Annotated in this window: 15 protein-coding genes; 6 read left to right on the forward strand and 9 right to left on the reverse strand. The window is 36.4% G+C overall.

Translation table 11 applies throughout. From position 1 onward, the window contains the following. Positions 1–19: 19 nt before the first annotated feature. The 4 genes from JOC86_RS14375 (at position 20) to fumC (ending at position 4,876) form a co-directional block, all read left to right on the forward strand. The gene (locus JOC86_RS14375; RefSeq protein WP_205173619.1) at positions 20–1,468 is read left to right on the forward strand and encodes an AMP-binding protein; all 1,449 of its coding nucleotides are present in this window, start codon (positions 20–22) and stop codon (positions 1,466–1,468) included. After that, entirely contained in the window at positions 1,465–2,613 is a 1,149-nt protein-coding gene (locus tag JOC86_RS14380) for a thiolase family protein (protein WP_205173620.1), read from the forward strand. The genes JOC86_RS14375 and JOC86_RS14380 overlap by 4 nt, the downstream gene beginning before the upstream one ends. A gap of 28 nt (positions 2,614–2,641) precedes the next feature. After that, on the forward strand, positions 2,642–3,421 hold the full coding sequence (locus tag JOC86_RS14385; RefSeq protein WP_205173621.1) for an SDR family NAD(P)-dependent oxidoreductase: 780 nt from the start codon (positions 2,642–2,644) through the stop codon (positions 3,419–3,421). A gap of 66 nt (positions 3,422–3,487) precedes the next feature. After that, positions 3,488–4,876 (forward strand): class II fumarate hydratase, encoded by a 1,389-nt coding sequence (fumC, locus tag JOC86_RS14390; protein WP_205173622.1) that lies wholly within the window; start codon positions 3,488–3,490, stop codon positions 4,874–4,876. 65 nt (positions 4,877–4,941) lie between these two features. On the opposite strand, the gene JOC86_RS14395 is transcribed toward fumC, so the two are convergent. After that, the gene (locus tag JOC86_RS14395) at positions 4,942–5,157 is read right to left on the reverse strand and encodes an alpha/beta-type small acid-soluble spore protein (RefSeq protein ID WP_205173623.1); all 216 of its coding nucleotides are present in this window, start codon (positions 5,155–5,157) and stop codon (positions 4,942–4,944) included. A gap of 301 nt (positions 5,158–5,458) precedes the next feature. On the opposite strand from JOC86_RS14395, the gene JOC86_RS14400 reads away from it, so the two are divergent. Further along, on the forward strand, positions 5,459–5,722 hold the full coding sequence (locus JOC86_RS14400) for a hypothetical protein (protein WP_239587621.1): 264 nt from the start codon (positions 5,459–5,461) through the stop codon (positions 5,720–5,722). A gap of 69 nt (positions 5,723–5,791) precedes the next feature. Here JOC86_RS14400 and JOC86_RS14405 read toward each other — a convergent pair whose 3' ends face one another. The 4 genes from JOC86_RS14405 to JOC86_RS14420 all read right to left on the reverse strand — a co-directional run bounded on the left by JOC86_RS14405 (position 5,792) and on the right by JOC86_RS14420 (position 8,514). Continuing rightward, positions 5,792–6,889 (reverse strand): ABC transporter ATP-binding protein, encoded by a 1,098-nt coding sequence (locus JOC86_RS14405; RefSeq protein WP_205173624.1) that lies wholly within the window; start codon positions 6,887–6,889, stop codon positions 5,792–5,794. A gap of 99 nt (positions 6,890–6,988) precedes the next feature. Next, complete coding sequence (locus JOC86_RS14410; RefSeq protein WP_205173625.1) at positions 6,989–7,903, reverse strand: PucR family transcriptional regulator; 915 nt, start codon at positions 7,901–7,903, stop codon at positions 6,989–6,991. Between the two features lie 120 nt (positions 7,904–8,023). Beyond that, complete coding sequence (locus JOC86_RS14415; protein ID WP_205173626.1) at positions 8,024–8,218, reverse strand: hypothetical protein; 195 nt, start codon at positions 8,216–8,218, stop codon at positions 8,024–8,026. 86 nt (positions 8,219–8,304) lie between these two features. Continuing rightward, a complete protein-coding gene (locus tag JOC86_RS14420) occupies positions 8,305–8,514 on the reverse strand; it encodes a DUF5342 family protein (RefSeq protein WP_205174228.1) in 210 nt (69 codons plus the stop codon). A gap of 236 nt (positions 8,515–8,750) precedes the next feature. On the opposite strand from JOC86_RS14420, the gene JOC86_RS14425 reads away from it, so the two are divergent. Next, positions 8,751–9,146: a ferritin-like domain-containing protein gene (locus tag JOC86_RS14425; protein ID WP_239587623.1), complete on the forward strand. Its 396-nt coding sequence runs from the start codon at positions 8,751–8,753 to the stop codon at positions 9,144–9,146. A gap of 115 nt (positions 9,147–9,261) precedes the next feature. Here the strand turns inward: JOC86_RS14425 and JOC86_RS14430 are convergent, their stop codons facing one another. From JOC86_RS14430 to JOC86_RS14445, 4 genes are read right to left on the reverse strand one after another with little or no spacing between them, the layout of a single operon-like run. Next, a complete protein-coding gene (locus tag JOC86_RS14430; RefSeq protein WP_205173628.1) occupies positions 9,262–10,452 on the reverse strand; it encodes a YheC/YheD family endospore coat-associated protein in 1,191 nt (396 codons plus the stop codon). Beyond that, positions 10,449–11,816, reverse strand: coding sequence for a YheC/YheD family endospore coat-associated protein (locus JOC86_RS14435; RefSeq protein WP_205173629.1), 1,368 nt, complete (start codon positions 11,814–11,816; stop codon positions 10,449–10,451). Before JOC86_RS14435 ends, JOC86_RS14430 begins: the two co-directional genes overlap by 4 nt. Then, positions 11,813–12,907: a YheC/YheD family endospore coat-associated protein gene (locus JOC86_RS14440; RefSeq protein ID WP_205173630.1), complete on the reverse strand. Its 1,095-nt coding sequence runs from the start codon at positions 12,905–12,907 to the stop codon at positions 11,813–11,815. Before JOC86_RS14440 ends, JOC86_RS14435 begins: the two co-directional genes overlap by 4 nt. Further along, on the reverse strand, positions 12,904–14,253 hold the full coding sequence (locus JOC86_RS14445) for a YheC/YheD family endospore coat-associated protein (protein ID WP_205173631.1): 1,350 nt from the start codon (positions 14,251–14,253) through the stop codon (positions 12,904–12,906). The genes JOC86_RS14440 and JOC86_RS14445 overlap by 4 nt, the downstream gene beginning before the upstream one ends. Positions 14,254–14,317 lie beyond the last annotated feature (64 nt).

The raw sequence follows: 14,317 nt of genomic DNA on the forward strand, positions 1-14,317 counted from the left end.
TAGATGGGGAGCTACGGACATGTTTATTGGAGATCATCTAGAAACATTTAGTATAGAGCAGAACGAGAAACCTGCGATTGTTTCAAAAGAAAAAGTCATAACATACGGAGAGTTTACCCGTATTGTGATAACTTTACAAAAAAAGCTTTATTCAATTGCAAAAAAGGGAAAAAAAGTTGCTCTATTAATGGACGATGATACAAATTTTTTACACTTATTTTTTGCGATTATTCGAAACGGTTGTATCGCTGTACCACTCGATCCAAAGTGGACGAAAAATGAACGGGATCATGCCCTTACGATTTCAAAACCAGATCTTCTTATCACTTCTCATAATATTGAGCATAGTGAAGCTCTTTCCGTTATTAACTTTGATCAATTAACAAGACAACAAGAGAGGAATGAAGACATAAAACCATTTTTGACTTTGGATAATCTTTTTTATATTGGGTTTACATCAGGCTCATCTGGGAAACCAAAAGGGTTTATTAGAAATCATCGTTCATGGCTTGAGAGCTTCAACGTTTATGAAAATGTATTTGATTTAAATTCAACTCAATCAATGATTTCACCAGGTCCTCTTTGTCACTCTCTTAGCTTGTTTACAAGTGTTCATACGATACATATGGGGGCAACTTTGTACGTCTCACCCCAATTTGATCCAATTGATTTATATCGCTGGATGACAGAAGAAAAGGTGGATGTATTTGTTGGGGTACCGACGATGGTCGAGGGGATCACAAGATCGAATCAATCAAACATTAATACTAGAGTAAAAAGAATGATCGTTTCAGGCGCAGGCTGGCCACAAAACTCGATTACCCATGCAAAAAATATGTTTCCAATGGCACAATTGTATGAGTATTATGGAGCATCTGAGCTTAGTTTTGTATCATATAAAGAATTAACCAAAGAAGTTTCAGGCTCAAGTAAGCTATTTCCTAATGTGAACGTGTCTATTTTAAATGAAAAACGAATGAATTGTAAGGAAGGTCAAGTAGGGGAAGTGTTTGTTAATAGTCCGATGCTATTTACTGGCTATATTAATAATGATGAAGAAACGAGAAAAGTACTCTCTGAGTTTGGAGCAACTGTCGGGGATATTGGCTGCTTAGAAGAGAATGGAAATCTTACCTTAGTGGGACGGAGTAGTAATATGCTGAAAAGTGGAGGACTTAAAATATATCCTGAGGAAATAGAATCCGTATTAAAAGGAATGGATGAAATCAATGAAGTTGTTGTTATTGGAGTAGAAGATGATTATTGGGGAGAAAAGGTTGTCGCTCTAATCGAATGGAAAAATCAAGATCAACGTAAAACAGTTGAAGAAATAAAGAATTATTGTCAAACACACCTTTCTTCCTATAAGTGTCCAAAACAATTTATTTCAAGGGAAAGTTTTCATTACACAAAAAGTGGAAAAATTGATCGTCAAGCCATACGAAGGGAAATGGAGGAAGATACATGAATGAAGCCGTCATCATAACAGCTAAAAGAACTCCAATCGGTAAGATCGGAGGAATACTAAAGGATTATGGTCCAGAAGACCTAACAGCCAAGGTTATTCGATCGATTATTCATGAATATCCCTTCATAGCAAATTCCATTGATGATGTCATCCTAGGAAACACGGTTGGACCTGGTGGGAATTTGGCAAGACTTTCAGCATTAACGGCAGGCTTACCCCTATTTGTTTCAGGTCTAACATTAGATCGTCAATGTGGATCAGGATTAGAAGCCGTCGTGACAGCATGCCGTTTTATCCAGGCAGGCGCTGGAGACATTTATTTAGCCGGTGGGGTAGAAAGTACAAGTAAAGCCCCATGGAAAATTGAAAAACCTGCTAATTCCTATAGTCCATTACCACCGAAAATGTTTACAAGAGCGCGATTTTCACCAGATGAAATTGGTGATCCTGAAATGGGGGTAGCGGCTGAAAATGTAGCAGAGAAATATGCAATCTCAAGGGATGATCAAGATCGATATTCCTTATTAAGTCATCAAAAAGCTGTTAAATCCTTAGAAAATGGAAGGTTTGAAGATGAAATTGTATTGGTTGGTGAAACCTCTCGTGATGAATGTCCGAGGCAGAATACATCCTTTGATAAACTTCAAAGCCTTCCACCTGTTTTCAAATCAAATGGTACCGTCACTGCAGGGAATGCCTGTCCAATTAATGATGGCGCTGCCATTGTCCTTGTAATGTCTAAACAAAAGTGTGTTGAGTTAGGAATCAAGCCGACAATACAGTTTGTTAATAGCTCTGTCAAAGGAGTAGATCCAAATCTATTAGGAATCGGACCAATTCCTGCTGTTCAAACTCTTTTAGAAAAAGAAAATTTAACGATCGAAGATATTGACACAATAGAGTTTAATGAAGCTTTCGCCTCTCAAGTTCTTGCTTCATTGAAAGAATTAAATATAAATGAAGAAAAGGTCAATAGAGGCGGAGGAGCGATTGCGCTAGGTCATCCTTATGGAGCATCAGGAGCCATTCTTGTAACAAGATTATTTTATGAAATGAAAAGAAGAAAGGACCGATACGGAATCGCCACCTTAGGTATTGGTGGCGGCATGGGGCTTGCTGCTTTATTTAAGGAGATCGAGGAATAAAGAAAATGTAGTTTGGGAAGGGATGCTCATGCTAAAAGATCGTGTCATAATCATAACAGGCTCCACTAGGGGAATTGGAAAAAGCATTGCTTTAGAACTCGCAAAAGATGGAGCGAAAATCGTTGTAAATGGAACAAATTCGGAAGAGGTTAATAATGTAGTAAATGAGTTAAGAGCTTTAGGACATACCGCTATTGGAGTACCTGGCAGAGTTCAAGAAATGTCTACTGGAAGAATGCTTGTTAAAGAAGCAGTGAAAGCATTTGGAGGGGTGGATGTTTTAATTAATAATGCAGGAAATGTTAAGGATCAAATGACTCATCGATTAGCAGAAGAAGACTGGGATTCTGTTATTGATGTCCATCTAAAAGGAACGTTTTCATGTACAAAAGCCTTTATCGATTATCAGAAATCCAAGGGAGGCGGCATGATCATGAATATGACTTCTTTAGCGGGAGTGGAAGGTTCTATTGGTCAACTAAATTATAGTGCCGCAAAAGCTGGCATCATAGGAATGACAAAAACCTTAGCAAAAGAACTAAAAAGAATGAACATCAAAGTTGTAGCAATCGCACCTGCTGCTTTAACAGATATGACCATTCCACATGTTGAGAAAGCGAGAAAAAAGGCGGAGGAAAAAGGAGAACAACTCGACCCATACTGGGAAATTGGGATGGCAAACGATGTCGCTTATTTTATCAAAGACATTATTCTTAACCGAGCTGATTTTGAATCAGGAGAAATCTACAGTGTAAACGGTAAAACGATAGGAAAATGGGAAAGTCCTAAATGGATGAAAAGAAATTAGAAATAGATTAACGAATGGTGATTTGTGGAACAATATAAAGTATGTAAAAGTAAAGGAGGAGAATGCATGAATTATAGAGTGGAAAAAGACACTATTGGTGAAATAAATGTCCCCTCTGAAAAATATTGGGGGGCACAAACACAAAGAAGTCTCGACAATTTTAAAATAAGCCAAGAAAGAATGCCTTTAGAAGTCACATATGCTTTTGCACAATTAAAAAAGGCAGCAGCCATTGTCAATCAAGATCTTGGTAAGTTGTCGTCTGAAAAGATGAAGAGCATTACAAAAGCTTGTGATGAGATCATAGAGGGGAAATTAGACGAGCATTTCCCATTAGTTGTTTGGCAAACAGGAAGTGGTACCCAATCCAATATGAATGTCAACGAAGTGGTAGCTTATCGAGCAAATCAAATTCTTAAAGAAATCGGGTCGACCGAAAAAGTTCATCCAAATGATGATGTCAATATGTCCCAAAGCTCCAATGATACCTTTCCGACAGCCATGCATATTGCAGCTGTTAAGGAAATGAATGAATCTCTTTATCCATCTGTAAATCAATTCCAACAGACATTAAATCAAAAAGAGCAAGAATTTATGAGAATCATAAAGATTGGGCGAACACATCTACAAGATGCTACACCATTAACTCTTGGTCAAGAAATCAGTGGCTGGAGAGCAATGGTCGAAAAATCCCTTCGAATGATTAAAGAAAGTAGTAAACATTTATTAAATCTCGCAATAGGCGGGACAGCTGTTGGAACCGGAATAAACGCTGACCCTTCATTTGGTGATAAAGTAGCGAATCAATTAGCCAAACAAACAGGTTACTCATTTGTATCCTCAGATAATAAATTCCATGCATTAACCTCACATGACGAAATCGTGCACGTTCACGGCGCCTTAAAGGGGTTAGCAGCAGATGTTATGAAGATTGCCAATGACATTCGCTGGCTTGCAAGTGGACCGAGAAGCGGGATTGGTGAAATCATCCTTCCTGCAAATGAACCAGGAAGTTCAATAATGCCAGGTAAAGTCAACCCCACCCAAAGTGAAGCGTTGACAATGGTATCTGTTCAGGTTTTTGGAAATGATGCCAGCATTGGGTTTGCAGCAAGTCAGGGGAATTTTGAACTAAATGTATTTAAACCTGTGATTATCCATAATTTTCTTCAATCAGTCCGGTTACTTTCAGATGGAATTAAATCTTTTGATGAGAAATGCGCAGCAGGAATCGAAGTGAATGAAGAAGTAATCGAGAAATTCGTTAACCATTCACTCATGCTTGTCACGGCTCTAAATCCGTATATTGGGTATGAAAAAGCAGCAGAAATTGCTAAATTAGCTCACCGGGAAAAACTAACCTTGAAAGAAGCCGCTTTAAGAACAGGTTATCTCACCGAGAAACAATATGAGGAATGGATTAATCCATTGAAAATGGTGAATTTACCAGATTAATCTCATTAAAGGAAAGCCCTTGACGAAAAGTCAAGGGCTCGAGTCATGTTATTCAATTTTTTTAATTAAGCTTGTCCGCCGAATTGTTGCTCAGCCATTTGTACAAGACGCTTAGTGATCTCTCCACCTACAGATCCGTTTGCACGAGATGTAGCATCTGGTCCAAGTTGTACGCCGAACTCAGAAGCGATTTCAAACTTCATTTGATCGATAGCTGCTTGTGCTCCTGGTGCAACTAATTGGTTAGAAGAATTGCCGCGAGATTGTTGTTGTTGTGGCATGTTCTGTCATCTCCTTGTTGTGTAATATAGTTTTTTGGTTGGGTTAGTTGGAATTGCACCAACTCGCTACATTGTAGTGACCATCTATTATGGTGTAACCCAGTAATCAAGAATTAAGACTTCTACAAGTCTCCTTATTGAATGTTTTCAGCTGTTAATCCCGCTGTTACTAAGTATTATGGATATCCTGAGGATTTATATTCAAAAAAAATAGAGGGAATTTCTTCCTAATGAATAACATGTTTTGTGTACATATTTCATTGTTTTTCAGAGAGGATATAATTATACAAACATGTGAAAAATGGTGATAAAGATGAAGGCATGTGCATTATGTAATGGAGTCTCTCACTATAAAGAAAACTGTCCTCAGTGTGGAAGAATATTGATGGATTATGGCAGAGTGTATGATTATTATGATGATTATAGTGCCTATATGGATATCGATAGTATTCAATTAGCAGATGGAATACCCAGGAGTTCTGGAGACGAGGAATGTTTACACTTATTTGGATGCTCGAATTGCTTAGTTGAAAAACCTATAAATATCCCTTTTACTACAATATAAAAACGGAGTTGCCTATTTGAGGCTTAACTCCGTTATATTCTTTATCCGTAATTAGATATGTGAGGGTGCTTATCTAATTCTGCTTTCTGTTTCAACATCGAAAAAGTGTGCTTTATTCATATCAAAGGCAAGATCGATGGTTTGACCTGCTTGAATATCTGCACGTGAATCGACACGAGCTACAAATTCTTGGCCGCTTAATTGTGAATAAAGCATTGTTTCTGCTCCAGTAAGCTCTGAAACTTCAATTGCTGCTTTAATCTTCGTACCTTGTGAAGAATCGATGAATAGAGGTTCATCATGAATATCTTCAGGTCGTACCCCTAAAATTAACGATTCTCCTACATATCCCTGTTCACGCAAAACTTTCATTTTACCTTCAGGAACTGCAACCGAAGCATCGCCAATTTTAAATGAACCATCTTCCAATGTTCCATTGAAGAAGTTCATTGCTGGTGATCCAATAAATCCTCCAACGAATACGTTTTCAGGATTATCATATACTTCTTTCGGAGATCCCACTTGTTGAATGATCCCGTCTTTCATAACAACGATTCGAGAAGCCATTGTCATCGCTTCTGTTTGGTCATGGGTTACATAAATAGTTGTTGTTTGTAAACGTTGATGAAGTTTGGCGATTTCAGCACGCATTTGAACACGAAGCTTTGCGTCCAAGTTAGATAGAGGTTCATCCATTAAGAAGACTTTCGCATCACGGACAATCGCACGCCCTAATGCAACACGCTGACGCTGACCACCAGATAAAGCTTTCGGTTTACGATCCAACAATGCTTCTAGGCCAAGAATCTTTGCTGCATCCTTTACACGACGGTCAATTTCTTGCTTATCGAATTTACGAAGCTTTAATCCAAAAGCCATATTGTCATAAACGCTCATATGTGGATAGAGTGCATAGTTTTGGAAAACCATCGCAATATCACGATCTTTTGGTGCCACATCATTCACACGTTTTCCATCGATAGAGAAATCACCTTGAGAGATTTCCTCTAACCCGGCAATCATACGAAGTGTCGTTGACTTTCCGCAACCAGATGGTCCTACAAATACGATAAACTCTTTGTCTTGAATATTGAGATTAAAATCTTTTACAGCGGTTACATTTTTCTCGTACACTTTATAAATATTTTCTAGCTTTAACTCTGCCAAAAGAATCTCCTCCTATTTTATACAATCGTTAGAATCTATAAATTCATTTTAACGAAAGCCCTTACATTCGAGTATGTGTACATTGCACAAAAATTCTTACTATTTATTGGGCAGGTTGTTCTTCTGAAAAAAAAGACACCCTAGATAAGAAGTAAGAGCTCCTTGAAAACTCTTAATATCGAGACCGCTTTTTTCGATGAACTTATCAATTCTATACTGAACACTGTTTCTATGCATGAAAAGAGCCTTCGCTGTTTGTGTTGTGTTTGAATGATTCTCTAAATAAGTTTTAATGGTTGTTACAAGCTCGGGATCTTCAATAAAGGTTTGTTCAATACTGTGAAACCATTCTTTTTTTTCGGCAAGTGGTATTTTTTCAAGAATGATATGGGGGAGAATCGATTCAAGACTATGTATTCGTTTGCTTGTAAGTCTTTCTCTTGCATTATTAAATAATTCTTCTTCTTTTCTAAATAAGGAAATAAAAGAAGAGTTAAATGGATAAAATTTTCCAATAAAGAATTGGGGAACTGTATATAAATCACTTTCGAGTACTTGAATACTAGAAAGTAATTGTTCTTCCGTAATATTCCACTGTGAGTGTTCTTCAATAATGCACCCATTTGATTCGGATTCAAAGATCACAATACCGTTTTCAGAAAAAAGATGCTCCATTGCTTCAGAAAGAATAGAGAAATCAGTGGTGTCTTTCAGTGAAAAATGGATGGTTCTGTACAGCTTGTCTGAATGAACATCGACGGAATTCCCTTGGTAAAGAAATTCGTACCAGATAATACTGTTGGTGTTCTTATTTAAAGGCTCTGATATAGGGCACCATTCTTCAAATAGAGTTTGAAGTAATTCTGTCTCTTTTATTGTAAGATCTGTTTTCGGAATTCCGATATATTGCTTTGTATTATGGACTTTTAGCCAAAGGTGATCATTTGGATAAAATGAAACTGGATTTTCGGAATGTATCGAATTTGGATATTTTTTAAGAAGTTGCTTTAACATGAATTTCCCTCTTTTAATCGTTTCTTTCATTTTACGAAAAAATAGAGAAGTTTCAAAGTGAAAAAGGTGTTAGATGAACCACCTCATACCCTGAGATGGTTTCTAACACCTTCTTCTAACTTAATGATATTGATGGGGAGGAGCTTCTTCAGGAAATTCTTTAGCTTCCTCAATGTTAGTCGAATCTTCTCTCATATGAACAGACCCGCCACACATGCCTTCATTAATAAAACGATCGACATCTAAAAAAACCTGATCTCTTCCTTCGTATTGTGTATCCGGTAGAAATTGATATTCCTTCTCTTTTTCCTTCAAAGCTCATCATCTCCTTAAGGATATTTTTTGATGATCAAAAGGACTTCATGTATAGAGCTTTATGGAAAATTTCTTCGGAAACATTTTTATTCGTAAACATGAAAGAGCATGAGTTCATGAATTTGTTTTTTGATGAAATCTTGATTTTCTTCGCTCGGGGATTGACCAATCCACTCAATTTCACCGGTTTTATGATAATTCCCCTCATACCTGACCCCTTTGAAAAAGAATGTAAACACCCATCCTGGAAGCTGTTTATTGTCATACATATTCTTAAATTGAAAATGTGAAATCACTTCTATCACCTCAACGTTCATTGTAAAGGGTTTTTGCTAAAGATGAAAGTTGCTGATATGGCAAAATAAAAGATTAGTTTGCTCGGGTTTGAGGGTGGTGCCAGGTACAAAACGGTCAAATTGTACAGGCAGAAAATCGCCTTATTGTACTTGGCACACATTAAAGCTTTTATGTGGACATAATTCCTGATTCACTTTCATAAGTTTAAGGGAGGATTGGTTAAGGAGGATTTATGGTGGATTTTTTAGAGAATTTACAGAAGGCTATTGATAATGAATGGTCAGCTTTTTATTTTTACAAGGATCTTAAAGTAAAAACAAATAACCCTTTATTTGTAGATTTTATTGGACATGCTATGGAGGATGAGAAAAAGCATTTTGAGATGTTTCAATACTTACATTATCTACTGTCAGGTAAGTATTATGAAAATAAACAAGATAAGGTTGAGTATACAACCTTTAAAGAGGGGGTTCTTATCGCTTTAAAGGATGAATTGGAGGCAGCAGAGTTTTACCGTGATATGCTGTTTTATATCCCTAAACAACAAGCATATCAGCCTCTCTTTGTGGCAATGACGGATGAAATGGAGCATAGTACAAGGTTTTCTACGATTTATAATTCATTAAAATAATATTCCATCATGAAAGTCAAAAAATCTCAATAACTAAATGTCAGGAACCACAATTTCAACAAATTATTTTAAAGTGTGGTTCCGGATTCTTTTTGGGTCATCCCTAGACTTTTTGTCAATACAATAATTGATTTTCCTTTGCTTGAAGAAGGAACGCTTCAACCAAACGTTTTAATCGATTCGTTTCAATTTCTTCTTCGTCAAACTTCATTGGTTTAGAATTTACCTCAAATAGCACTAGTTCTCCATCTTTTCTTTTTCCTAAATCAAGGGAAAACTCTCCGATCAACCCGTAATGGTTCATTAGTAATCCTCCGCAGATTCTTACAATTTCAGGGATTTCTTCCATTTGTTTTTTTGAATTTACGGCTTTAAGGGACAGAATTTTACCTCCCTGGGGAACATGAGTAGTTACCTCCTGCCTCTCAGAGCTTCTAATCCCGATACCTGTTACGACAAACTCATTATTGACATTTTGAGATAGAACGCGAAAATCATAGCGATGATTTTGAAAGGTTTGACATTCAATGGCTTCTTGGATAATGTGGGTCCCTTCAATAAACCAGTGATGATAATGTTGAATAAGTCTATCAAATGAAGAAAAACCTTCTATTTTTGTTGTACTTCTACAAATGATTTTATCATCTGCTCTATGTTCAATAAGGCGTATTCCATTCCCTTGTGATGAGAGTACTGGTTTTACATAGGCTTTCTTATATTTTTCTAAAAATAATTGTGCCTTTTCGATTGAAGTCATTTTTTCGGTAAAGGGTAGTAAGGGTTTAATGATCCTACTTTTATTTAAAACCTGATAAATATCCCATTTATCAAAAAAATGAGGGTTAAAGTAAGAAATCTGATTTTCTTCCACAAACGATTTGAAAATATGATGATCATGACTATTTTCTGCTGTACGAGATGGGACGCGATTATAAATAAAATGTGGGAATGGAAGAGTGCAGGTTAGCCATTTATTTGATTCTGCATGATAAATCAGCCCCTCAATTGTTTGATGATGAATATCAGAAGGTGTAAAAACAAACGAAAGAGCTCCTTGCTCTTGAAGAGCACACTGTAGCTTTTTAAAAAAGGAAAAATTCCCCCGGTAATTTCCCTCAGGATTCCGACTTACTAGAATTCCAATAAGGGGGCCACAATTTTTGTTATCTTCATCCAGTCTAAACGAATGATCTGCTTTTTCTTCTGGTTTATAGATTACATATTTGTTCAGTCCAAAACCTAATGAAGAGTATCTGGAATCCCTATGAAAGAAAAAGGCTTTCTTTTTATTGTAATAAATCTTCATGTGACTAGTTCCTCTGTAGCAGTAAGTGATTGTCCTGCTAAATATATCCCGAACGAAAGTGACAGCTGTCTTGTAAGTAAATCAAATTCCTTAAGGTCGGGGTGGGAGAAAATGGATCGACCTGGTTTGGAATTGGCTTCGAATAACCATATATTTCCTTCTGTATCAATTCCAAAATCAAATCCAATTTCGCCAATATAGCCATTCATATTTTCTTCAATTGCACTCGAGAGACAAAGAGCTGTTTTCATTAACATTGCTTCTGAACGATGACGGAGGTCGTCATCAGGAAAGACCTCAGATAAACTTTTTACTAGTCCACCATTATGAATATGGGTGGTTACACTTCCTTGACCGGCAACCTTTGCGGCTAATGCACTGACTTGCCACTCGCCAGACTCGTCTTTATTTGTATGAACCCTAAAGTCAATTTTCCGTTTTTCGAATTGAATTAGTTTTATACCTTGCTGGACAATCATTTTATGAAAAGATTTAGGACTGATGAGTTTGGTACATAGCTTCTCAAGAGAAGAAAAGCGATATAGTCTGTTTTTCCCTTTTTTATCTTGCATCCGACAATAATAATTCTCTTCAGCAGCTGAATAATAGAGCTGAAGAATTCCTAGACCAAGACTTCCATTTATCGGTTTGATAAAGACAGTGCTGTATTTCGAAATCATGGTTTCGATTTGTGAAAAAGATTGTAAAGAATGTGTTTCCGGTAAAAAAGCTGCGGCTTCGGGATGATTTTCAATTTTTTCAAATACCTCTAACTTATTAAAGAATCCAGGGTTATACCAAGGTATTCCATATTGATTTTGTAAGCGATGTTTTATTTCTTTGTATTGTGTTCCTTTTTCACTTCTTCGATTGGGGAGTCGATCGTATACAACATTCGGAAGAGGGATGTTATAGGTTTCCCACATATTATCATGATAAAAATGCCCCTTTACAACCCCGTTCTCCCAGTCAATGTGATTTTCTCCGAAAAGAAATGGGACAACACCAATGGAAGATTGAACAGAGAGGAGCTTTGAGAACATTGAACTTCTTTGACCAATGGGAGAGAGCTTGAAACTTGTAAAGCCATTGGTAAAAATGCCGATTAATGGTCCAAAATAAATGGTGTTCTCTCGAGTAAACACATTGATTTTTGATAAGAATTTCGGGATTTTTAGGCGATTAGCCAAAGAGTAACTTAAAGCAAATACATTTTGTTTGTTAGGGTGAGGCAGACAAACGACATTTTCTTGGAATGAACCAAAACTAATTAATTTAGTTTCGCATTCATCTACAATGCTTCTTGGACAATAGATAACCTCCTCATTATGCTCAAACCAATCAATTTTGTAGGCTTTTCTCATTTTATTTCACCTCTTGAAAAAGGATGTTCAAACATCGACTCCATACTGGAAAGGTATTTTAATGGTGCATGAAATAATGCAGTAACTCGATCAGAGTAAAGGGAGGTTATGATCTTGTGTCCCGGTTTGGAATTAGTGTCGAGAATCCACAAGGAATGATCGGGTTCTATAAGAATATCAAGCCCTAATTCGAAAAGTGGAGCAAATGAAGTTTCTAATAATGAAGGGAATAATAGTAAAATATTTGTTAATTGATCTTCAATTTTCCCCCAATCTAAATGTTTATTCTTTTCCTTCCATTCATGATAGTGTAAAAATCTTGCTCCAGCGCTAATGTTGGTTAAGATTCCATTTTTGGCACCAACACGAATCCCTTTTCCTGCTATCCTCCAGTTACCTTCCATGTTTTTCTGCAGGAGTATCCTTAAATCAAATGGCTGTTTTTCTTTTGAAAGATTATTTAGTCTAGGCTGCATCATAAAGGTGTGATGTTTCATTAATCTTCTGGTTAAACGTAAGAATGATGAAGGTTGTAATAGTGATTCAACCATTTTTCCATTTGCCTTTGTCGTTTTTACTATGATCCGTTCTTTTGAAGTGGAAATATGATAAATCGCATATCCGCCAGCACCATCTATCGGCTTTAGTATAATTTCCTTTTCAGACTTTAAAAAAGATAATACATCCTGTTCGTTCTCACCCAATTTAGTTGTAGGTAAATATTGACTTATAGAAGGATAAGCTTGTAAAGTCTCATGAATTCTCCATTTATTTGGAAGTCCATAACCAAGAAACGTAATATCCTGCTTATTTTTTAACCATTGAACAATCGTTTTAGCTTTAAGAGAGTCTGGGTGTTGAGAATAGCTCGTTTTATCATAAATATATTCTGGAAGAGGATGGGTGCCTGCAATCCATTCTTGAGTAAGTTGATTGAAATAATATCCATCGAATTCTTCACGAATTGGATTAACTTTATTGGGGGAGAATTGAAACACTTTAATATCATAGTTATCTGCCTCTTTTGCTATCCCGTTATAATAGGAATGTTCTGTCGAAGGATCTAATGTCATGATTCCTAATGTTTTCATATTTCTCCATCACTCCTTTCTAACCACTTTTGTTTACATACCTGATAAAGAGCTTTAACGGAGGGGCGGATTCCGTTCGTTTCATGATAGTTTTGTTTTGATGGTTTAGAATTGATTTCAATCACCCAAGGATTCCCCAAGTGATCAATGCCGATATCGATTCCTAGCTCACCAAAGGATAGATGACTCTTATTATATAATGTTTCACATGATGCAATTGCTAACTCCTTCATCCTTTTATATGTTTCAAGAACCTGATTCCCTTTAAATAATGATGATAAAAGCACTAATGGTTTTTCTATTCTTCCACCTCTAGAAAGATTTGAGACAAACTCATCCTTCCCAGAAATCCTTGCAACGGTAGACGTCACCTTCCATTCATTACGGATAAAGTGACATAAAAATCTAAAGTCAATGGATTGCCCTTGATAAGTACTAAGTGGAATCGTTTCTTGTATGAGATAGGCGGAGCGAGGACGACACCATTTATCGAGAAGCTCTTCTACCTCATTCCAATTAGAACAATTAATTTTACGTTCTGTAGAAAACGAATTTTGTACGATACTGAAGCTAGAAGCTATTTTTCTTATTCTTATTAGATTTCGACCTTGGCTACCTGCCTTATGTTTGATGAATAAATCACCATAGACACCTATTTTTTCCTTTAATTCAGAAAATGTAAATCTATTTGTATATGGAAGATATCGATGTAGAGATGCTGATGAGAATAATTGATCGTATACTTCCATTTTGGATAAAAATGATTGATTAAATACAATGACTCCATTTTTCGTAAAGCTTTCAAGAGAGATTTGGGCTTCTCGGTCCTTTTTTCGTGAATGGATCCGATTATAAAGGATTGCAGGAAGTGGAATAATGGAAGGCAGCCACATCTTTTGGTCATCATTGTAGGAATACCCTCTTAATCGTGATTGATCTAAATCTTTTAAATGAATAAGAAATAATAATCCTCCACACGTTTCAACCCATTGACTGAATTCTTTACAGAAAGTATCCATAACCCCTAGGGATAAACCATATTCATCCTTTTGTTTGCAATCGGTCACTACCCCAATGACAGGGCCAGCATGCAATGATTTTCCCGGGGTAATTTTAAGATTGATGCAAGGGAAAGTCATGGAAGAATAGCGTTTCGTCTGATAAAGTATTAATGGTGAGGAAGAATTTCCGGTAAATTGAAACATTCTTACATACTCTAAATCATTTCCAAAATAGAATGGAAAAAGACTTCCTTCCTGATTAATAATAAAAAGCTCCTTACTAATATAGAGACATGGAAAATCTGTTTCAAGTTGTTCAATTATGAGCTTGCACTGTAATCCCATACACATTCCCCACTTGGACAACCCATATTTTTGACATTATAATATTGAAATGGGCTAATGCTGA

Source organism: Rossellomorea pakistanensis (genome assembly GCF_016908495.1).
GTDB classification, from domain to species: Bacteria; Bacillota; Bacilli; order Bacillales; family Bacillaceae_B; genus Rossellomorea; species Rossellomorea pakistanensis.